Source organism: Rhizobium sp. 21-4511-3d (assembly GCF_053522545.1).
In genome coordinates, this window is record NZ_JBNWCF010000008.1 from 64,598 (window position 1) to 85,323 (window position 20,726).

At 62.8% G+C, this 20,726-nt stretch carries 15 protein-coding genes; 7 read left to right on the top strand and 8 right to left on the bottom strand.

Going from position 1 to position 20,726, the window contains the following annotated elements:
- Positions 1-4 precede the first annotated feature (4 nt).
- Positions 5-1,315, bottom strand: coding sequence for a sugar ABC transporter permease (locus ACQZ5H_RS18325; protein WP_112719502.1), 1,311 nt, complete (start codon positions 1,313-1,315; stop codon positions 5-7).
- A gap of 248 nt (positions 1,316-1,563) precedes the next feature.
- Positions 1,564-2,604, bottom strand: a complete 1,041-nt coding sequence (gene xylF / locus ACQZ5H_RS18330) for a D-xylose ABC transporter substrate-binding protein (RefSeq protein WP_112719501.1) — start codon at positions 2,602-2,604, stop codon at positions 1,564-1,566.
- Between the two features lie 224 nt (positions 2,605-2,828).
- Between xylF and ACQZ5H_RS18335 the strand changes: the two genes are divergently transcribed.
- The gene (locus tag ACQZ5H_RS18335; protein WP_449098638.1) at positions 2,829-4,064 is read left to right on the top strand and encodes an ROK family transcriptional regulator; all 1,236 of its coding nucleotides are present in this window, start codon (positions 2,829-2,831) and stop codon (positions 4,062-4,064) included.
- On the opposite strand, the gene ACQZ5H_RS18340 is transcribed toward ACQZ5H_RS18335, so the two are convergent.
- The gene (locus ACQZ5H_RS18340; protein ID WP_449098639.1) at positions 4,061-4,801 is read right to left on the bottom strand and encodes a phosphotransferase family protein; all 741 of its coding nucleotides are present in this window, start codon (positions 4,799-4,801) and stop codon (positions 4,061-4,063) included. The two genes, ACQZ5H_RS18335 and ACQZ5H_RS18340, sit on opposite strands and share 4 nt — an antisense overlap.
- A 286-nt stretch (positions 4,802-5,087) precedes the next feature.
- Between ACQZ5H_RS18340 and ACQZ5H_RS18345 the strand changes: the two genes are divergently transcribed.
- The 6 genes from ACQZ5H_RS18345 (at position 5,088) to ACQZ5H_RS18370 (ending at position 13,446) form a co-directional block, all read left to right on the top strand.
- The gene (locus ACQZ5H_RS18345) at positions 5,088-6,497 is read left to right on the top strand and encodes a circularly permuted type 2 ATP-grasp protein (protein ID WP_413710011.1); all 1,410 of its coding nucleotides are present in this window, start codon (positions 5,088-5,090) and stop codon (positions 6,495-6,497) included.
- The gene (locus ACQZ5H_RS18350; RefSeq protein WP_449098640.1) at positions 6,497-7,441 is read left to right on the top strand and encodes an alpha-E domain-containing protein; all 945 of its coding nucleotides are present in this window, start codon (positions 6,497-6,499) and stop codon (positions 7,439-7,441) included. Before ACQZ5H_RS18345 ends, ACQZ5H_RS18350 begins: the two co-directional genes overlap by 1 nt.
- Before the next feature lie 15 nt (positions 7,442-7,456).
- On the top strand, positions 7,457-8,281 hold the full coding sequence (locus ACQZ5H_RS18355) for a transglutaminase family protein (RefSeq protein ID WP_112719497.1): 825 nt from the start codon (positions 7,457-7,459) through the stop codon (positions 8,279-8,281).
- Between the two features lie 385 nt (positions 8,282-8,666).
- The gene (locus ACQZ5H_RS18360) at positions 8,667-9,866 is read left to right on the top strand and encodes a reprolysin-like metallopeptidase (protein WP_449098641.1); all 1,200 of its coding nucleotides are present in this window, start codon (positions 8,667-8,669) and stop codon (positions 9,864-9,866) included.
- 17 nt (positions 9,867-9,883) lie between these two features.
- Positions 9,884-12,646, top strand: coding sequence for an adenylate/guanylate cyclase domain-containing protein (locus tag ACQZ5H_RS18365; protein ID WP_449098642.1), 2,763 nt, complete (start codon positions 9,884-9,886; stop codon positions 12,644-12,646).
- Between the two features lie 65 nt (positions 12,647-12,711).
- Entirely contained in the window at positions 12,712-13,446 is a 735-nt protein-coding gene (locus ACQZ5H_RS18370) for a TIGR02594 family protein (protein WP_449098643.1), read from the top strand.
- A 66-nt stretch (positions 13,447-13,512) separates the two neighbouring features.
- On the opposite strand, the gene araD is transcribed toward ACQZ5H_RS18370, so the two are convergent.
- The 5 genes from araD to mmsA form a co-directional block, all read right to left on the bottom strand.
- Positions 13,513-15,252, bottom strand: coding sequence for an L-arabinonate dehydratase (araD, locus tag ACQZ5H_RS18375; protein WP_130277706.1), 1,740 nt, complete (start codon positions 15,250-15,252; stop codon positions 13,513-13,515).
- A gap of 63 nt (positions 15,253-15,315) precedes the next feature.
- Positions 15,316-16,749 carry an aldehyde dehydrogenase family protein gene (locus ACQZ5H_RS18380; protein ID WP_449098644.1) on the bottom strand — a complete coding sequence of 478 codons (1,434 nt, stop codon included), beginning with the start codon at positions 16,747-16,749 and terminating at the stop codon, positions 15,316-15,318.
- 70 nt (positions 16,750-16,819) lie between these two features.
- Complete coding sequence (araD1, locus tag ACQZ5H_RS18385) at positions 16,820-17,815, bottom strand: AraD1 family protein (protein WP_449098645.1); 996 nt, start codon at positions 17,813-17,815, stop codon at positions 16,820-16,822.
- 119 nt (positions 17,816-17,934) lie between these two features.
- Positions 17,935-19,140 carry a multiple monosaccharide ABC transporter permease gene (gene mmsB / locus ACQZ5H_RS18390; RefSeq protein WP_112719490.1) on the bottom strand — a complete coding sequence of 402 codons (1,206 nt, stop codon included), beginning with the start codon at positions 19,138-19,140 and terminating at the stop codon, positions 17,935-17,937.
- Positions 19,137-20,675, bottom strand: coding sequence for a multiple monosaccharide ABC transporter ATP-binding protein (gene mmsA, locus ACQZ5H_RS18395; RefSeq protein ID WP_112719489.1), 1,539 nt, complete (start codon positions 20,673-20,675; stop codon positions 19,137-19,139). Before mmsA ends, mmsB begins: the two co-directional genes overlap by 4 nt.
- Between the last annotated feature and the right edge of the window lie 51 nt (positions 20,676-20,726).

Consider the following 20,726-nt stretch of genomic DNA (forward strand, 5'->3'; position numbering starts at 1 on the left):
CCTCTTACTTGGCACGCGAGCGATAGACCGTGTCGAGCCAGACGGCAACGACGAGGACGGCTCCGACCACAACGTTCTGGATGGGGGTATCCACATTGGCGAGGCCCATGCCCGACTGCAGCGATTGCATGACGAGCGCGCCGAGCATGGCGCCGGCGATCGTGCCGGTACCGCCTGCGAGCGACGTGCCGCCGATGACGGCTGCGGCGATCGTGTAGAGCTCGTAGGTCGTGCCCTGCGAGTTGGCGGCCGCGTTGAGGCGGGCGGTCGAGATCGCCGCGGCGACGGCTGCGAGGAAGCCCATCAGCGCGAAGATCTTGACGGTGACCCAGCGGGTCTTGATGCCGGCAAGTTCGGCCGCCTCCGGGTTGCCACCGATGGCGAAGACATAGCGGCCGAAGCGCAGGCGGGTGGCGATAAAGGTCATGACGATGCCGACGAGAACGGCGATCAGCACCGGTACGGCGATGCCGTAGGAGATGAACAGACCGGTTTCGGGCCAGGCGATGGCGTTGGCCTCGGCATATTTCTTGGCGATGGCGACCGGCCAGTAATAGATGGTCGAGACCCAGATGGCGCCGAGCACGAGAGCGCAGCCGAGCACGGCCAGGAAATATTCGGCCCAGAGCGGACGGCGCGGGAAGTTGAAGCGCTTGCGCTGGTGGCGCGAGCCGATGATGCCGAGAACGATCAGCACGCAGGCGACGAGCCCGATGATCCAGCTCCACGTGGCGCCGACGGCGCCCTCAGCGCCACCGCCCATGATGCGGAAGGTGGTGTCGAGCGGCGCGACCGTCTGGCCCGAGGTAACGTACCAGGCAAGGCCGCGCCAGGCGAGGAAGCCGCCGAGCGTGACGATGAAGGAGGGCACGCCCATGAAGGCGATGATGACGCCCTGGAAGAGGCCGATCAGCGTGCCGGCGATGAGGCCGGCGGCAAGGGTGATCACCCAGGTCCAGGAATTGTCGAAGCCGAGATATTGCGGCAGGAATTTTGCCTGGACGACGCCCATGATCATGGCGACGAGGCCGAGCATCGAGCCGATCGACAGGTCGATGTTGCGAGTGACGATGACGAGCACCATGCCCGTCGCGAGAACCGCGATCTCGGTCGTCTGGACCGAGAGGTTCCAGAGGTTGCGGGGGGTGAGGAACAGCCCGCCGGTATAGAGGTGGAAGCCGATCCAGATGACCAGCAGCGCCGCGACCATGCCGAGCAGACGGGTGTCGATCTCGGTGGCGCGCAGGAAGCGCGTGAAAGCGTTAGCGTCAGCCGTGCGCGGGTTGCTGGATGACGATTGGGTGAGGTCTGCCATGGGTTTGCCGTTTCCCCCATTGTTTGGGCGCAGGCCGGATGCCCGAAAAATCCGGTTTGCTGCCCTGTTCTTCAAATCGATCATCGCGAGGCTTCCGAAATAGGCGTTCAAGGCACGGCGCTATTTTGGCAGGGAATGAAAAGCGTTCGCGGTGCTGGCGAGGCGGAGAGCCGTGTTCTTTTGCTCATCCGCATCCGGCGCCGCAGCGTGGCCGCTGCGGCGCCGGCATGTCGGTTGCCCGTCGAGGATTAGTCGCAGGCCTTGACGCTGCCGGCCTTGACGCCCTGGCAAGCTTCAGCCTTGGAGATCCAGCCGGCGTCGATGACGACGTTCAGGTTTTCCTTGGTGATGGCGAGCGGCTTCAGGAAGATCGACTGCATCTTCACCTTCTTCGGACCGCCGTCGAAGGTGGTGACGCCGTCGACCTTGTCCATGGTAGTGCCGCCTGCGAGCTGCAGGGCGATTTCAGCAGCGCGCTTGCCGAGTTCACGCGAGTCCTTCCAGACGGAAACCGTCTGGGTGCCGAGCGCGATGCGGTTCAGAGCGGCCTTGTCGGCGTCCTGGCCGGAAACCGGAACGGAGCCAGCCATGCCCTGTGCGTCGAGAGCAGCCACTGCGCCGCCAGCCGTACCGTCGTTGGAAGCAACGACTGCGTCGACCTTGTTGTTGTTGGCGGTCAGGAACTGTTCCATGTTGCGCTGCGCGTTCTGCGGCAGCCAGCCGTCGGTATAGGCTTCGCCGACATTCTTGATCTTGCCGGCGTCGATTGCAGCCTTCAGAACTTCCATCTGGCCCGAGAAGAGGAAGTCAGCATTCGGGTCGGAAGACGAGCCCTTGATGAAGACGTAGTTGCCTTCCGGCTTGACCTTGAAGACGCCTTCAGCCTGGAGGCGGCCGACTTCCTTGTTGTCGAAGGTGATGTAGAAGGCAGCAGGATTTTCGATCAGGCGGTCGTAGCCGACGACCGGAATGCCTTCAGCCGCAGCCTTTTCGATGGCCGGGCCGATTGCGTCGGAGTCCTGAGCCAGAACGATGAGGGCGTTTGCGCCCTGCGAGATCAGCGATTCGACGTCGGTCAGCTGCTTGGCGGCCGAAGACTGCGCGTCAGCGGAGATGTACTTCGCGCCAGCGGCTTCGAGTGCCTTCTTGATTGCGGCTTCGTCGGTCTTCCAACGCTCTTCCTGGAAGTTCGACCAGGACACGCCAACGACGAGGTCGGCGGCCATTGCAGCCGTCTGCATGGAAACGAGGATGGCGGCGCCCGCCATCAGCTTCATAATAGATTTCATAACTATCCTCCCAAGTGATGAGCGGCCAGCCCCAGCCAGTGGTTTCCTCCGGCCGCCGCGGATCGCTGTCCAGAAAACTAATTATTTTCTCGACAGTCGAGAAATTTAGTGTCAGAGATTTTTTCAACTGTCAACAGGCCACTACCGGCAGAATCGTCCGACACTCAGAAGTTGTTGGAGATGGCTTGTGAAACGAGGGCGGAAGCGGGGGAAGGGCGGCATTCATGCTGGCCAAATCGAGCACAGAGTCTGTGCGGCAAAGGAATAGCGGGCTTGTTCTCGCGGCCCTTCGCCGCCACGGCGCGCTCGCGCATACCGAGATTTCCGATTATACGCAGCTCTCCTCCGCCACCGTCTCGGCGATCACCGCCGATCTTGAAAAATCCGAGATCATCGAGCGCTCCGAACAGCAGGCGGCGAGCGGGCGCGGGCGTCCGCGCGTGCTGTTTCGCCCGCGCCGCGACTGCGGCTATCTGATCGTCGTCATCATCTCATCGGACGCCGTGCAATATTCGCTGGTCGATTATGCCGGCAAGCTGATCGACCGGTTCAGCGAGGGGCGCTCGCACGATCCGGCGGGGGCGCCCGCCTTCGCCGCTGCGGTCAAGGAGGGGCTGGAGCGCATCCTGCAGCGCTCGCGCATTTCGCAGGAGCGGGTGCTGTTGATCTCGATCAGCAGCAAGGGGCTCGTCAATGCCGCCGAACCCGTGCTGCTCTGGTCGCCGATCTTCGGCACGGACCGGATCGATTTCGAATCGCTGCTGCGGCCGGAATGGCAGGCGCGCGTCATTCTCGACAATGAAACGCTGCTGGTCGCCGCCGCACTCGGCGCCCATGAGGAGAATGTGAAGGGCGCCGATTTCCGCTCGCTTGCGGCGCTGTCGCTCGGCCACAGCATCGGGCTCGGCATCGTCCGGCGCGGCGCGAATGGCGGCCACGAGACCTCGGCGCCGAATTTCGGCCATATGCTGCACACGCCGAATGGCGGGCTTTGTCGATGCGGGACAAAGGGATGCATCGAGGCCTATGCGGGCTTCTATGCGATCCTCAGAACCGCTTTCGAAGTGCCGCTCGATACCATCCCTGCCAAATTCGTCCCCGTCAGCGAACTCGACAAGATTGCGGCCCGCGCCCGCCAGGGTCACCGCATGTCTGCCTTCGCCTTCCGCCAGGCGGGGCTGGCGCTCGGCAACGGGTTGTCGCGCATGCTCAGCATGACCGAACGCATGCCGGTGGCGATCACCGGTCCCGGCACGCGCTATTACGATCTGCTGCGGCAGGGGATCGAGGAGGGGCTCGGCCAATCGCATCTGGTGCGCCTGGAGGGCATGCCGGAACTGCGCGTCGTCGCCGACGAGCAGAACCTCGTCTTCGAGGGACACCTGAACCGGGCGCTGGCGCTGCTCGACGAGGATATTCTCGGTGGCGGCAGCCAGGTGGGGCTGGAGCGTTCGGCCTAAGCGCTGCCGCTGCCCGCAAGCAGCAGAAGCTGATCGCTTTCCCTGTCGACACCTTCCGTGAGACGTGCTGCGGCAATGAGCGGCAGCCATGCGAGTATCTCACCGGCAGGATGGCCGCTCTGACTGGCATAGGTTTCAAGATAGATGTCGGCCGCCTCCGGCACGGCATGCAGCATCAGCAGATAACTGCGGCAGGCGTCGGCGAGCGGATCTCCGCAGCAGGCATCGAGCCAGTCGAGGATGATCGCCTGGTCCCCGGCGCCGTGGATATTCCACGGATGGAAATCGCCATGGCAGACGCGGTCCTGTTCTGAACGAGCCGCAAGCTGCCGCAGCAGTGTTTCCCGCAGCGCGCTTCCAATCTCCGGTGCCTTCCGGATGTTCGCGGTCAGTCTGTCTTTTAGCGATGCTAGCCCGGTCCCCGGCACGGCGTGCAGGCGAAGTTGCAGCTGCACCATTTCCGCCAGGACCGGCTGAAGGCCCTCCGTCTTGATCCGGGTGCCAAAGGATGCGCCCGGTGCGCGGTCCATCACGATACCCCAGCGCCCGTCATGTCTGCCGGCAGCATAGACATGGGGTGCGGGGAGGCCGAGGCGTTCGACGACCGCGAGATTTGCGGCCTCGCGAAAGGCGGGCGCTTTTACGCCCGGCGATTTGTAGAGCTTCAGGGCGAGGGCGCCATAAGCATGGACGTCGGCTTCCTTGCCTGATCCCAATAAGGCGCCAATCTCGTTCATGTCCGGCTCCGGATCGTTCCTCTCCATTCAAGCATAAACGCAAATTCTTTGCTGCTGCCGCGAATTGAATCGGGCGCCAGGGCGTAAAATCATCAATTGCTTATATTTTGTGCTGGCCCTGGCGATTGAAACTTTCGCGCTTCGTGCCATCCTTGCTTAAATGCCCAGTTTTTCGGCGCTTTTCGGCGTTGCAGACGATTTTACAAATCTTCCCTGCGAACTGTGCATGGTTCTTGCATTGCTATTTGCGTTGTATTCAAATGAACAAAAAAGGGGAGCCACACCTTTGGCATTTGATGAAATGATCACCGGGGGCGAAAGTCCGCGTCAGCCATACGAGAAATATTTCGAGTGGTACAATGCCCAGGACAGGGCGCATCTGATTGGAAAATCCCGCGACGCGGAAAACATCTTCCGAAAAACCGGCATCACCTTCGCGGTCTACGGGCATGCCGACTCCTCCGAAAAGCTCATCCCCTTCGACATTATCCCGCGCATCATCTCCGGCCGTGAGTGGCGCAAGCTCGCCCAGGGCATCGAGCAGCGCGTCATCGCGCTCAACGCCTTCCTCGACGATATCTACCACAAGCAGGAGATCATCCGGGCAGGGCGCATTCCGCGCGAGCTGATCGAGAACAACGTCGCCTTCCTCTCGGAAATGATCGGCTTCCGGCCGCCGGGCGGCGTCTATACCCATATTGTCGGCACCGACATCGTGCGCACCGGCGAAGACCAGTTCTACGTGCTCGAGGACAATGCCCGCACCCCTTCCGGCGTCTCCTACATGCTGGAGAACCGGGAAACGATGATGCAGATGTTCCCGGAGCTGTTCCACGAGAACAAGGTGCAGCGCGTCGAGGATTATCCCTATCTGCTGCGTCAGTCGCTGGCTTCGCTTGCGCCTCCCGGCTGCAAGGGCAAGCCGCGTGTCGCCGTCCTGACGCCGGGTATCTACAACTCCGCCTATTACGAGCATTCGTTCCTGGCCGATACGATGGGCGTCGAGCTCGTCGAGGGTTCGGATCTGCGCGTCATCGACGGCAAGGTGAAGATGCGCACCACCCGCGGCTACGAGGCGATCGACGTTCTCTACCGCCGCGTCGACGACGATTTCCTCGATCCGCTGACCTTCCGTCCGGATTCGGCGCTCGGCATACCGGGGATCATGGACGTCTATCGCTCGGGCAATATCACCATCGCCAACGCGCCGGGCACCGGCATCTGCGACGACAAGGCGATCTATTCCTACATGCCCGAGATCGTCGAGTTCTATACCGGCCGCAAGTCGATCCTCGAGAACGTGCCGACCTGGCGCTGTTCGGAACCGTCGAGCCTGAAATATGTGCTCGAGCATATCGAGGAGCTCGTCATCAAGGAGGTGCACGGCTCCGGTGGCTACGGCATGCTGGTGGGGCCGACGGCCTCCAAGAAGGAGAGGGCGGATTTCGCCGAGAAGCTGAAGGCGCGGCCGAACAATTATATCGCCCAGCCGACGCTGTCGCTCTCGACCGTGCCGATCCTCGTCAACAAGGGGATTGCGCCGCGCCATGTCGACCTGCGCCCCTATGTGCTGGTTTCCGACAAGGTACAGATCATTCCGGGCGGGCTGACCCGCGTGGCGCTGAAGCAGGGCTCGCTGGTGGTCAATTCCAGCCAGGGCGGCGGCACCAAAGACACCTGGGTATTGGAGGACTGATGCTCGGAAGAACTGCGAACGGACTCTACTGGATGTTCCGTTATATCGAGCGCGCCGAAAACATCGCGCGTCTCGTCGATGCCGGCCTGCGCATGTCGCTGACACGCAGCGGGACGGGGGACGATAACTGGGATGGCGTGCTGCAGAGCGCCGGCGTGCGCGAGGCCTATGACGAGGGCCATCAGAAGCTGACGAGCGCCGATGCGATCGACTACCTGCTGCGCGATCTCTCCAACCCGTCGAGCGTCATGTCCTGCATCGACAACGGCCGTAACAATGCCCGCATGGTGCGCACGGCGCTGACGCGCGAGACCTGGGAAGCGACCAACGAGTGCTGGATCGAGCTGAAGGCGCTGCTTTCGAAGCGGCTGAAGGCGGCGGAGCTGCCTGAGGTCATTGACGTCATCAAGCGGCGGGCGGGGCTGATCCGCGGCGCCTTCCACGGCTCGATGCTGCGCAACGAGCTCTACAACTTCGCCCGCATCGGCACCTTCATCGAACGCGCCGACAACACGGCGCGTATTCTCGACGTGAAATATTACGTGCTGCTGCCATCGGTCTCGCAGGTCGGATCGTCGGTCGATAACGTGCAGTGGGAATCGATCCTGCGCTCGGTATCGGCGCACCGTTCCTACAGCTGGGCCTATGACGACGAGTACCGGGCGGCGAATATCGCCGACTTCCTGATCCTCAACGGCCAGATGCCGCGCTCGCTTGCCTATTGCTACGAGAAGATCGTCAGCAATCTCGGCTATATCTCGCGCAGCTATGGCGGCGAGCGGCTTTCGGCGCATGACACGGCGGATGCGATCCGCGCCTCGCTGCATGCGCGGGCGATCAAGGACGTGATCGATCTGGGGCTGCACGAATTCCTGGAGGAATTCGTCAACCGCAACAACACGCTCAGCGTCGAAATCACCAACGGCTACCGGTTCTACGTATAAGCGGCGGATGAAGAGATGAGATTGAAGATCAGCCACATCACCGAATACCGCTATGACGAGCCGGCGCAGTTTTCGCTGCAGCGCCTGCGCCTGACGCCGCCGAGCGGTTTCGGCCAGGTGGTTGCCAACTGGTCGCTGCATGTCGAGGGTGCGACGCCCGAGGTCGAGTATGACGACCAGTTCGGCAATCACGTCAATCTCGTCTCGCTGGAAGGCGAGCAGCAGGTGACGCGCATCGTCGCGGAAGGGGAGGTCGAGACCGAGGACCGCAACGGCGTCACCGGTCCGCATACCGGCTTCTGCCCGCTCTGGCTCTTCCTGCGCGACACGCCGCGCACCAAGCCCGGCAAGCTGATCAAGGAGCTCATCAAGACCGTCAGCGGCGACAACGATCTCGCCCGCATGCACGCGCTCATGGCGGCGATCCACGAGACCGTCGATTACAAGCCGGGTACCAGCGACACGGAGACCACCGCCGAGCAGGCGATGGAGAAGAAAAGTGGGGTCTGCCAGGACCACGCCCATATCTTCGTCTCCGCTGCCCGCGCCATGCAGATCCCGGCGCGCTATGTCTCGGGCTATCTGATGATGGAAGAGAAGGTTGACCAGGCGGCAACACATGCTTGGGGCGAGGCGCATATCCCCGGCCTCGGCTGGGTCGGCTTCGATCCCGCCAACAAGATTTGCCCCGACGCTCGCTACGTCCGCACCGCCTCCGGTCTGTGCTATCGCGACGCCGCACCCGTCTCGGGAATGCGCATCGGCACGCCGGGCGAGAAGCTTTCGGTGGTGGTGAAGGTCGAAGATCAGGGGCAGGCACAGAGCCAAAGCCAGAGCTGATGTCACACGGATAGCGATCAAAATATATTAATCGCAATATAGTCTAATGTAATATCGCGCACCTGTGCTACAATCAACCTAGGAATGCAGTGGGCAACTGACCATGGGGAGAGTATCCATGTCAGCAATGCAGGCCTTTGCCGATCAATATTCTGAAAATCCGCAGAAGATCTGTGCGGGTGCTTTGCGCGCATGTGCCATGCCTGTCCGGGTCTTTGACCGAAGTTGTCGGCCCGACGGCATCGCGGATAGCGGCGGGACTGACCGGCCGCGCTAATCACAGTGCCAACATGCGATAATTCAACGGCTTGATCTTGCCGTTCCTGAAATGCGTGTCCGGTTTTTCAGCCGGTTGCCACGCCTGTTTCATCTGGGGGATCGCACCATGTTTGAGCGGAAAATCGTACAGATCATTGCATTCATGCTGGTTGCCGGCACTGCCGGATATGCGCAGGCGCAGAGCTTCGTGCGGCTGCTGCCGGAGGCGACCACACTCAGCGCCGAGGAAAACAACGAGCTGAAGGCGATCAAATCGCTGCCGACGACGGAATGGGCAAGGCTCGCTGAGGTTGATCCGGAACAGCTGAAAAAGGGCGGCGACGTTACCTTCGATCTCGGCGAGGGCCGGTCGCTTTCGCTGAGCGGCAACGACAAGGTCGCGGCCACGGCGCGCGATTTCGTCTGGTCGGGCGAAGAGAACGCGGCGAACCGCAGCAATGCGGAAAGTCCTGCCAATGCCGTCGTCACCGTCGACGGCAACGAGGTCTCGGCGACGATCCGGACCAATGAAGAGCTCTACAGCATCGAGCCGATCGGCGGCGGCGCGCATGTGATGATCAAGGTCGCCACCGATCGATTGCCGCCCGATCATACGGAGCGGCGGCTGCAGCGTCGCGGCGAGAAGCGCGAGATGCCGGGCCGCGAATTGCGCAGGGCCGACAGGGCGGTGGCGACGATCCGCGTGCTGGTTTTCTTCACGCCGAAGGCGAAGGCGCAGATCAGCAATATCGCGCTGTTTGCCAAGCAGGCGGTCAACGAGACGAACACCGCTTTTGCCAAGTCCTCGGTGAATGTCAGGGTCGAATTGGCCGATGCGCAGGTCGTGCAATATACCGAGACCGGCTCGCAGAAGCGGGACACGGCCCGCCTGACGGCGCGGCGGGACGGCTATATGGACGGCATCCATGCGATACGGGACCGGACCAAGGCTGATCTCGTGCTCCTAATCACCACCGACAGAGGCGAATGCGGCTGGTCGCAGCAGGTCTATGCCAATGCGGCCTCGGCCTTTGCATCGAACTATTTCGACTGTTCGATCAAGAACCTCTCGTTTGCCCATGAGATCGGCCACCTGCTCGGCGCCTGCCACAATGTCGAGGACAGCAGCGGCTGCCCGTTCGCCTATGGTCATGGCTACCGGAACGAGCCGCAGCGCAAGCAGAGCGTCATGGCCTATCCATGCCGGCGCGTCACCTGCGTGCGGCAGCCGCAATGGTCGCGTCCGCCGGACTGGGGCAATGCGCGCCGCGCCGATGTGGTCCGGCTGCTGAATGCGACGGCCGGCCGGGCCGCGGCATTCCGCTAGAGACGGAAGGATGGGCAATGGCGTTTGAAATGTCGCCACAGCAACCGGCGGGCAGCCCGCTGACATCAGGCGTGCTTGTGTTCTTGCTGACGGATGTCGAGGGATCGACCTATCGCTGGGAGGAATTCCCTGATGCGATGGGGGAGGCGCTTGAGCGGCATGACGCGATCCTGCGCGAGGCAATCCTTTCGCATGGCGGCCACGTGTTCAAGACGGTCGGCGATTCATTCCATGCCGTCTTTTCCGCGCCGGCCGCCGCCGTCTCTGCCGCCCTCCAGGCGCAGCGGGCGCTGAATGCGCAGGATTTCGGGGCGATCGAAGGCATGAATGTGCGCATGGCCGTGCATGCCGGACCGGTCGAGGTGCGCGGCGAGGATTGCTTCGGTCCCGGCATCAATCGCGCCTCGCGGCTGCTGCTCGTCGCCTATGGCGGGCAGGTGCTGGTGTCGGGCACCGTTGCCGACCTGTTGCAGGGGAGATTGCCCGAAGGGTCCAACCTTTTCGATCTCGGCCGTCACCGTTTCCGGGACTTGCAGGAGCCGGAGCAGGTCTTCCAGCTGGTTGCCGACGGCATCAGCGAGGCCTTTCCGCCGCTGCGCTCGCTCGGCGCCCGGGCTGATCGCCTGCCGCGGCCGCTGACATCGTTGATCGGGCGTGAGGCGGAGGCCGCCGAGCTGATCGGCCGGCTGGAGCGGGCGAGGCTGCTGACGCTGATCGGGTCCGGCGGGGCGGGCAAGACGCGGCTTGCGATCGATCTCGGCGCGCGGCTGGTGGAAGCCTATCCCGATGGCGTCTGGTTCGTGGAGCTTGGGCGGCTCGAGGATCCGCAGCTGGTGGCCGAGCAGATCTGCGGGACGATCGGCGTCGCCGTCCAGCATAACCGCACGGCCGTTGCGAGCGCCGTCGGCTTCATGCGCGAAAAGCAGGCGCTGCTGATCATCGACAATTGCGAGCATCTCGTCGATGCCTCGGCGGATGCTGTCGACGCCATCCTCTCCGGCTGTCCCTCGATGTCGGTCCTCGCGACATCGCGGGAGCCGTTGGGTGTCTCGGGCGAAAACCTGTTTCGCGTTCCAAGCCTCGCCGTGCCGCCACCGGAAGGGAGCACGGTCGACGAGGCGATGGCGTTTCCCTCCGTGCGGCTGTTCGTCGAACGCGCCGCGGCGGCTGCCGGAGACTTCGTGCTGACGGAGGCCAATCTGGAGGCGGTGATCAGCATCTGTCATCAGGTGGATGGCATTCCGCTGGCGATCGAGCTTGCGGTACCCAGGCTTCGGATCATGCGCCCGGAGGCGCTGGCGGCGGGCCTGCGCGACCGGTTTCACTCGCTGGCGCAGGGAACGCGCGGAGCGCCGCCGCGCCACCGCACACTGCAGACCCTGTTCGAGTGGAGCTACAATCTGCTCAGCGAGCAGGAGCAGACGCTGCTGCGGCGTCTCTCTGTTTTCGTCGGCGGATGGACGGTGGAATCGGCGGCGGCGGTCGTTTCCGGCGATCCGATCGATGACGACGATGTGCTGCAGCTCATCACCTCGCTTGCCGACAAGTCCCTCGTCGCTGCCGATTTCTCGACGGAGAACACCCGCTATTCGCTGCTGGAAACCACTCGCCAATATGCTTTCGCAAAGCTCTTCGAACTCGGCGAGAGGGGACGCCGGCGCCGGCTTGCCGAGTACATGACGCAATTCTACGCGCAGGCGAGCCGCGTCTGGCCGTCCATGCCAACCGAGCCATGGATGACGTCCTATCAGTCGGAGATCGACAATCTGCGCGCCTCGCTGGAATGGGCCTTCGGGCCGGAAGGCGACGCCGATATCGGCCGGGAACTGACAAGCGTCAGCCTGCGGATATGGGACGAGCTTTCGCTGCTGCCGGAGCGTGAGCGATGGTTTTCGCTCTCCGTCGGTTCGCTGCCCGACGACACCGCGGAGGATGTCGCGGCACGGCTGTGGCTCGGGCGGACATCCGTCAGTTCGCATGGCGACAAGTCGACATTCGATGCTGCGATCAAGGCGGCCGCGCATTTCCGCAATCTTGGTGATCAGCTGGGCTCGGGCGAGGCGCTGGCGCGGGCAGGGGCGGCGCTGCTGACGCCCAGCCAGCGTGAGGAAGCGCTGAGCTATCTCCAGGAAGCGCTGGAGCTGCTCGCGACTCTGCCGCCGACGAAGCCTCTTGCTGCCTGTCTGCGGTCGCGCGCGGTGGCGGCCTATTTCGAAGGTCATTTTGCCGAGGCGCGTACGTTGATCGACCGTTCCTCCGTGGTGGCCCGCCTGCTGGGCGACACGCAGGGCATTGTCAATGCGATGATCGCGCTTGCCGAGCTCGAGTTCGCCGAGGGTCATGTCGCGGCGGCGATCAGCACTGCGCGCCAGATGATCGATCACGAGGATTGCAACAGGCGCCAGCTGGCGCTCGGTTTCGGCAATCTGACGGCCTATCTGCTGGCTTCCGATCGGCTGCCGGAGGCGCGGCTCACGGCATTCAACGGGCTCCTGAAGGCGCGCTCGCTCGGCTGGCCGGCGGCGATCACGCGCATGGTCGAGCATCTGGCGCTGATCGTCGGCATCGAGGGCGATCTCGACCGCGCCGCGGTGCTGCTCGGCTATAGCGAGCATTTCTATGTGCTGGATACAGCAAGCCGGGAGATCACCGAGAGGGTCGGCTACGAGCGGCTCTGCGCCATCCTGGAAACCATGGCTCCGATCCGGCTGACGGAGCTCAAGGCGGAGGGGGCGGCACTGCCGGAGGCCGAGGTGGTGGAGTTTGCATTGAAATCCTAGGACCGGCCGGCATGCAGCCCGGCCTGACCTGACTGTCGCGTTCGATCACGGAGGGAGGGCTTGTGATGATCAACAGACGGGAATTCCTTGTCGCAGCGACCTGCGCGGTATCGATCGGCGGCAACGTCTTTGCTGCCGATATGCTGGCAGAGGCGCCTACGAATGCAGGTCCGAGAGTCTACGGCGCCGATTTCACCGGGCCGCTGCCGTCCAGCCTTTACCTGCGCGGCCGCTTGCCGCCGTCAGGCTCCGAGGAGGCGACGGCACGACGGATCATCAACGCCGCGCCGCGCTCGACGCCGCTTGCGGTCATGCGCTACTTCGCCAATCTTCGCGACGTCAACCGGGACGGCGAGGCCTATAATGCGGGATGGGCGAGCCGCTGGAACCCTGTCATCGTCGAGTTCTACCGTGCCACCGATGACGACCATAACGGCGACCGGACGCCGTGGTGTGCGGCCTTTCTGAACTGGTGCCTGGAGCGCTGCGGCTATGACGGCGGCACGCGCAGCACGGTCTCCGGCAGTTTCCGCAAGGCGGGCGGGCTGACGCGCAGCCCTTCGGTCGGCGACGTCGTCGTCTTCAAGCGGGGCAACACAGGCTGCCGCGGCCATGTTGCCCTCTATCTCGGCCGGAGCGGTAGCAATTACCGGGTCATCGGCGGCAATCAGACCGATATTCACGGTCATTCCTCGATCAATATCCGTGATGTGCCTTTCCCCGGTTCCGGGCTGGCGCTCCATTCCTTTCACCGGATTTCGGCCTTCCGTCCGGCGGTGTCGCCGCGGCCGAGCTGCTGATCACAACACCCACGAAAGCAAAAAGGCGACCCAAGGGCCGCCTTTCGCATTCGAGTTTCGCACTTCTCAGTGGCTGTCCTTGCCCACTGCGCTACCGCGACATCCCTTGAGGAAGTCGAGGTCAGCGCCGGTATCGGCGCCCTGGACGTGCTGCTGGTGCAGCCAGGCGTAGCCGGAGGTCGGCAGGTCGTGGTGCGGCTTCCATTCGGCAAGGCGCTTTGCCAGTTCCTCTTCGGAGATGTCGAGGTGCAGGCGGCGGTTCGGAACGTCGAGCTCGATGAAGTCGCCGTTCTTCACCACAGCCAGCGGACCGCCGACAGCGGCTTCCGGCGAGGTGTGGAGGACGACGGTGCCATAGGCGGTGCCGGACATGCGGGCATCCGAGATGCGCACCATGTCGGTGATGCCCTTCTTGAGTACCTTCGGCGGCAGACCCATGTTGCCGACTTCGGCCATACCAGGATAGCCCTTCGGACCACAGTTCTTCATGACCATGACGCAGGTCTCGTCGATGTCGAGATTGTCGTCGTTGATCTTCGCCTTGTAGTCGTCGATGTCTTCGAAGACGACGGCGCGGCCGCGGTGGACCATCAGATGCGGGGAGGCGGCCGACGGCTTCAGGACGGCGCCCTTCGGAGCGAGGTTGCCGCGAACGACGACGATGCCGCCGGATTGCGTCAGGGCCTTTTCAGCCGGGAGGATGACATCCTCGTTCCAGTTGACGACGTCCTTGACCTCGTCCCAGACGCTCTCGCCGGATACGGTCAGCGCATCCTTGTGCAGGAGGCCGGCTTCGCCGAGACGCTTCAGCACGACGGGCAGGCCGCCGGCATAGAAGAACTCTTCCATCAGATACTTGCCAGACGGCATCAGGTTGACGATCGTCGGAACGTCGCGGCCGCAACGGTCCCAGTCGTCGAGCGTCAGGTCGATGCCGACGCGGCCGGCCATAGCGAGAAGATGGATAACGGCATTGGTCGAGCCGCCGATCGCCGCGTTGGTGCGGATGGCGTTTTCGAAGGCCTGCTTGGTCATGATGTCGGAGGGCTTCAGGTCGTCCTTGACCATCTGCACGATGCGGCGGCCGGTCAGCTGCGCCATCACCTTGCGGCGGCTATCGACGCCCGGGATCGCGGCATTGCCGGAGAGAGCCATGCCGAGCGCTTCGGCCATGGAGGCCATGGTCGAGGCGGTGCCCATCGTGTTGCAGGTGCCCGACGAACGGCTCATCGAGGCCTCGGCCTCAAGGAATTCGGCCTGCGTCATCTCGCCGGCCTTCACCATTTCGGAGAACTTCCAGAGATGCGTGCCGGAGCCGACGCGCTCGCCGCGGAAATAGCCGTTCAGCATCGGACCGCCGGTGACGACGATCGAGGGCAGGTCGACGGAAGCCGCGCCCATGATCAGCGACGGCGTGGTCTTGTCACAGCCGACGAGCAGCACGCAGCCGTCCATCGGCTGGCCGCGGATCGCTTCTTCGACGGCGAGTGCCGCGAGGTTGCGGTACATCATCGCCGTCGGGCGGAAGGTGTTTTCGGAGGCCGAGAACACCGGCACTTCCATCGGGAAGCCGCCGGCTTCCCAGACGCCGGCCTTCACCTTTTCGGCGAGTTCGCGCAGATGGCCGTTGCACGGCGTCATGTCGGACCAGGTGTTGAGGATGCCGATGACCGGGCGTCCGTCGAACAGGTCGTGGGGATGTCCCTGGTTCTTCATCCAGCCGCGGTGATAGATCACGTCACGGCTGGTGCCGCCGTACCATTCCTGCGACCGCAGCTTGCGGGGCCATTCCGCTTTCTTGAACATTGTCTCTTGCCTTTTGAGGAATGCCGAGCCGCCCTCGCGACGGCCCGGATCACCAGTTGGTCGTCAAGCCAGCGTGTAGCTGGTCTTGACCGTTGTGTAGAATTCGGCGGCGTACTTGCCCTGCTCGCGCGGGCCGTAGGACGAGCCCTTGCGGCCGCCGAAGGGAACGTGGAAGTCGACGCCTGCGGTCGGCAGGTTGACCATCACCATGCCGGCTTCGGCATTGCGCTTGAAATGCGTCGCATGCTTGAGGCTGGTGGTGGCGATGCCGGAGGACAGGCCGAAGGGCGTGTCGTTGGCGGTTGCCAGCGCTTCTTCGTAATCCTTGACGCGGATGACCGAGACGACCGGGCCGAAGATCTCTTCGCGCGAAATGCGCATCTGGTTGGTGGCTTCGGTGAAGAGCGTCGGCTGCAGGTAGAAGCCGGGGGTGTCGCGGGTCAAGAGCTCGCCGCCGAAGGCGAGCTTGGCGCCTTCCTTCTTACCGATCTCGATATAGTCGGTGTCGGTCTTCAGCTGGCGCTCGTCGACGACGGGGCCGATATGGGTGCCGGCCTTCATCGCGTTGTCGACGACGACGGTCTTCAGCTTTTCGGTCAGCGCCGCGACGAACTTGTCGTGGATGCCTTCGGTGACGATCAGGCGCGACGACGCCGTGCAGCGCTGGCCGGTGGAGAAGAAGCCGGAGTTTGCGGCAGCTTCGACGGCGACGGTGAGGTCGGCGTCATCGAGGACGACCATCGGGTTCTTGCCGCCCATTTCCAGCTGGAACTTGCGATTATGCTCGATGGAGGAGGTGGCGACGCGCTTGCCCGTGCCGGTGGAACCGGTGAAGGTGATGCCGGCGATATCAGGGCTGTCGAGCATGGCCTGGCCGACGACCGAGCCCTTGCCCATGACGAGGTTCAGAACGCCCTTCGGCAGACCGGCGCGGTGCAGGATATCGACGATCGCCCAGGAGCAGCCCGGAACCAGTTCGGCCGGCTTGAAGACGATGGTGTTGCCGTAGCAGAGCGCAGGCGCGATCTTCCAGGCCGGGATGGCGATCGGGAAGTTCCAGGGGGTGATGATGCCGATGACACCGAGCGGGTCACGGGTGATCTCGACGCCGATATTTGGGCGCACCGACGGCATCGTTTCACCGGCAAGACGGAGCGCTTCGCCTGCGAAGAATTCGAAGATCTGCGAGGCGCGGATGGTTTCGCCGATGGCTTCCGGAAGCGTCTTGCCTTCTTCGCGGGCCAGCAGAGCGCCGAGCTCGTCCTTGCGGGCCATGATCTCGTCGCCGGCCTTCTTCAGGATGACGTGACGTTCCCAGATGCCGGAACGTGACCAGGCCGGGAAGGCGGCCTTGGCGGCGGCGATGGCGTTCTTGGTGTCTTCGGCGGAGCCATCGGCATAGAGGCCGACGACTTCGTTGGTATCCGACGGATTGATGTTCTTCGTCGCATTGGTGCCGACCCATTCGCCGGCGATCAGGTTCTGATAAATGGTCATGGGCCTGGAAGCCTCCTCTACCTTTTACAAATTTTTTGCTCCGGCCGTCTGGCGGCCGGATGAAGTGAAATTAGAGCTGCTTGACGACGATTTCTTCTTCGGCGTCGATCTTCAGCGGATTGCGCAGCGCCAGGCCGAAGTCCGCGACTTCGATTTCGAAGACGTCGCCTTCCTCGGTCTTGATGCCATCGGCGAAGGACAGTGTCGCGGTGCCGAACATGTGGACATGGACGTCGCCGGGCACGCGGAACAGGCCGTACTTGAAATGGTGGTATTCGAGGTTGGCGAAGGTGTGCGACATGTTCGCTTCACCGGACAGGAAGGGCTTTTCGAAGATCACCTTGCCGGCGCGCTTGATGCGCGAGGTGCCGCGGATATCCTCGGGGGCTGCGCCGATGCGGATTTCCGGGCCGAAGCTTGCGGGGCGAAGCTTGGAATGGGCGAGGTAGAGATAGTTGATCCGCTCGGTGACGTGATCGGAGAATTCGTTCGACAGTGCAAAGCCGATGCGGAACGGCGAACCGTCTTCGGCGATGACATAGATGCCGGCCATCTCGGGTTCTTCACCGCCGTCGAGCGCGAAGGAGGGGGAGACGAGGGGGGCGCCGGGAGCTGCCGCACCGTAACCGTTGCCCTTGTAGAACCACTCGGGCTGGACGCCCTTTTCGCCGGCCTTCGGCTTGCCGTTCTCAAGACCCATCTTGAACATCTTCATCGAGTCCGTGAGGGTTTCCTCGGCGGCTTCGGTGGTCTTCTTGTGCATGCTGTCGCGGGTGGCGGCAGAGCCGAGATGCGTCAGGCCGGTGCCGGTCAGGTGCAGGTGGGCTGCATCGGGATGAGTGATCGGCGGCAGGAAGCTGCCGTCCGCATATGCCTTTTCGAGATCGACGGCGTCGCCGTAGCCGTGCGCCTCGATGACCGAGACGAGGGACTTGCCCTTGTTTGCTGCTTCCATGGCGAGCGCATAGACGCTGCCTGCATTCTTCACGGCCTTCGCTGCACCGCCCGGCTCGCGCACGGCGACGATGATCTCTCCGTTCGAACCCTTGATCTGCGAAATAAGCACGGTCTTCATCCTCTTTGGGTAGCTGCGGATAATGCTCCGCCTCTCCGGCTCCAGAGGGAGCCGGAATTATTCGTTTTCATGACTGCGAATGCGAATGCATGGAGCTGGCGCCGAAGCGCTCAGCCCTTGTTCTTGTTATAGACGTCGAAGAAGACGGCGGCCAAAAGGACTGCGCCCTTGACCATCTGCTGGTAGTCGATGCCGAGGCCGATGATCGACATGCCGTTGTTCATGACGCCCATGATGAAGGCGCCGATGACTGCGCCGGTGATCTTGCCGACGCCGCCGGAAGCCGATGCACCGCCGATGAAGCAGGCGGCGATGACGTCCAGTTCGAAGCCGACACCGGCCTTCGGGGTTGCCGAGTTGAGGCGCAGCGCGACGATGATGCCGGCGAGACCTGCAAGCGCGCCCATGTTGACGAAAGTGTAGAAGCTCAGGCGTTCGGTATTGATACCGGAGAGCTTCGTGGCCTTCTCGTTGCCGCCCATGGCGTAAACGCGGCGGCCGATGGTCGTGCGGCGGGTGACGAAGGTGTAGATCGCGATCAGCACCAGCATGACGACGAGAACGTTCGGCAGACCGCGATAGGTCGACAGCTGCCAGCCGAGTGCCAGGATCGCGAGCGTGATGATGGCGTTCTGGGCGATGAAGAAGCCGAAGGGCTCGACATCGATGCCGTGGCTTTCATTGACCTTGCGGCGGCGCCAGGCGAGGTAGAAGAGAACGGCCGGGATGATCAGCGTCAGGACGAGCGAGGTCGACTGGACCGGGATGCCGGCGATGTCGATCATGTCGCCCGGCAGGAAGCCGGTGCTGATGACCTGGAATTCCTTGGGGAAGGGGCCGATGTTCTTGCCGCCGAGAACCGTCAGCGTCAGGCCGCGGAAGACGAGCATGCCCGCAAGCGTCACGATGAAGGACGGGATGCGGTGATAGGCGATGAAGTAGCCCTGCGCCGCGCCGATCAGCGCGCCGACGAGGATACAGATCACGCCGGCCAGCCAGAAGTTCACCCCGAGCGACACCGTCAGGATCGCCGCTATCGCGCCGACAAGGGCGACGATCGAGCCGACCGACAGGTCGATGTGCCCCGCCACGATGACCAGCAGCATGCCGAGCGCCATGATGACGATGAACGAGTTCTGGAGAACGAGGTTGGTCAGATTGACCGGGCGGAACAGGATGCCGCCGGTGTAGATCTGAAAGAACAGCATGATGGCGACGAGCGCGATCAGCATGCCGTATTCGCGGATGTTGCTACGGATGTAGTCAACAACGGAAACGACGTTGCTTTCCTCGGTTGTTGGGTTGACCGGAGTCATTGTTTCTTCTCCCCTGAGCGCATGATAGCGCGCATGATGGTTTCCTGGCTCGCTTCTCCCTTCGGCAGTTCCGCGACGATCCGTCCTTCGTTCATGACGTAGATGCGGTCGCACGTACCGAGAAGCTCGGGCATTTCCGATGAGATCATCAGAACGCCTTTGCCGTCGGCGGCAAGCTGGTTGATGATAGTATAGATTTCATATTTCGCACCCACATCGATACCGCGGGTCGGCTCGTCCAGGATCAAAACATCGGGATCGGAGAACAGCCACTTGGAGAGGACAACCTTCTGCTGGTTGCCGCCCGAGAGATTGACCGTTTCCTGGAAGATGCCCGACGAGCGGATGCGCAGCTTCGACCGGTAATCGGTCGCGACCCTGCTTTCCTTGATGTCGTCGATGATCGTGTTGTTGGAGATGCCTGCGAGATTGGCAAGCGAGGTGTTGTGCAGGATGCTGTCGTTCAGCACCAGACCCAGATGCTTGCGGTCCTCGGTGACGTAGGCGAGCCCGGCATCTATCGCCTTGCGGACGGTGCTGACATCGACAGACTTGCCGTGCATCAGCACGTCGCCGGTGATCTTGTGGCCGTAGGCCTTGCCGAAGACGCTCATGGCGAACTCGGTACGGCCGGCACCCATCAGGCCGGCGATGCCGACGACTTCGCCCTTGCGGACGGTGACGTTGATGTCGTGCAGCACCTGGCGGTCGCGGTGATGCTGGTGATATGCGTTCCAGTTCTTCACTTCGAGAATGGTTTCGCCGATCGGCACCGAGCGCGGCGGATAGCGGTCTTCGAGATCGCGGCCCACCATGTTGCGGATGATGATGTCTTCGCTGATCTCGTCCGCGTGACAGTCGAGCGTCTTGACGGTCATGCCGTCGCGCAGGACCGTGATCTGGTCGGCGACTTTGCGGATCTCGTTCAGCTTGTGCGAAATGATGATCGAGGTGATGCCCTGATTGCGGAACTCGATCAGCAGATTGAGAAGCGCGTCGGAGTCGCTTTCGTTCAGCGATGCGGTCGGCTCGTCGAGGATGAGCAGCTTGACGCTCTTCGACAGCGCCTTGGCGATTTCGACGAGCTGCTGCTTGCCGACGCCGATGTCGGTGACCAGCGTATCAGGGGATTCGCGCAGGCCCACCTTGGCGAGCAGCTGGCGCGTACGATTGAAGGTTTCCTGCCAGCTGATGACGCCGTTCTTGGCGTTCTCGTTGCCGAGGAAGATGTTTTCGCCGATCGAGAGCAGCGGCACGAGGGCCAGCTCCTGATGGATGATGACGATGCCGATCTCTTCGGAGTCCTTCAGGACCTTGAAGTTGCGGACGTCGCCTTCGTAGACGATCTCGCCGTCGTAGCTTCCGGCCGGGTAAACGCCGGAGAGAACTTTCATGAGGGTCGACTTGCCGGCCCCGTTTTCGCCCACCAATGCGTGGATCTCACCCTGGCGAACCTTAAGGTTCACATTCTCGAGCGCTTTGACACCCGGGAACGTCTTGGTGATGTTCCGCATTTCGAGGATTGTATTGTCCATAGTCAAAAATCCAGCGCCGTGACCTGAAAACCGTCAGGCGATCATAGAATC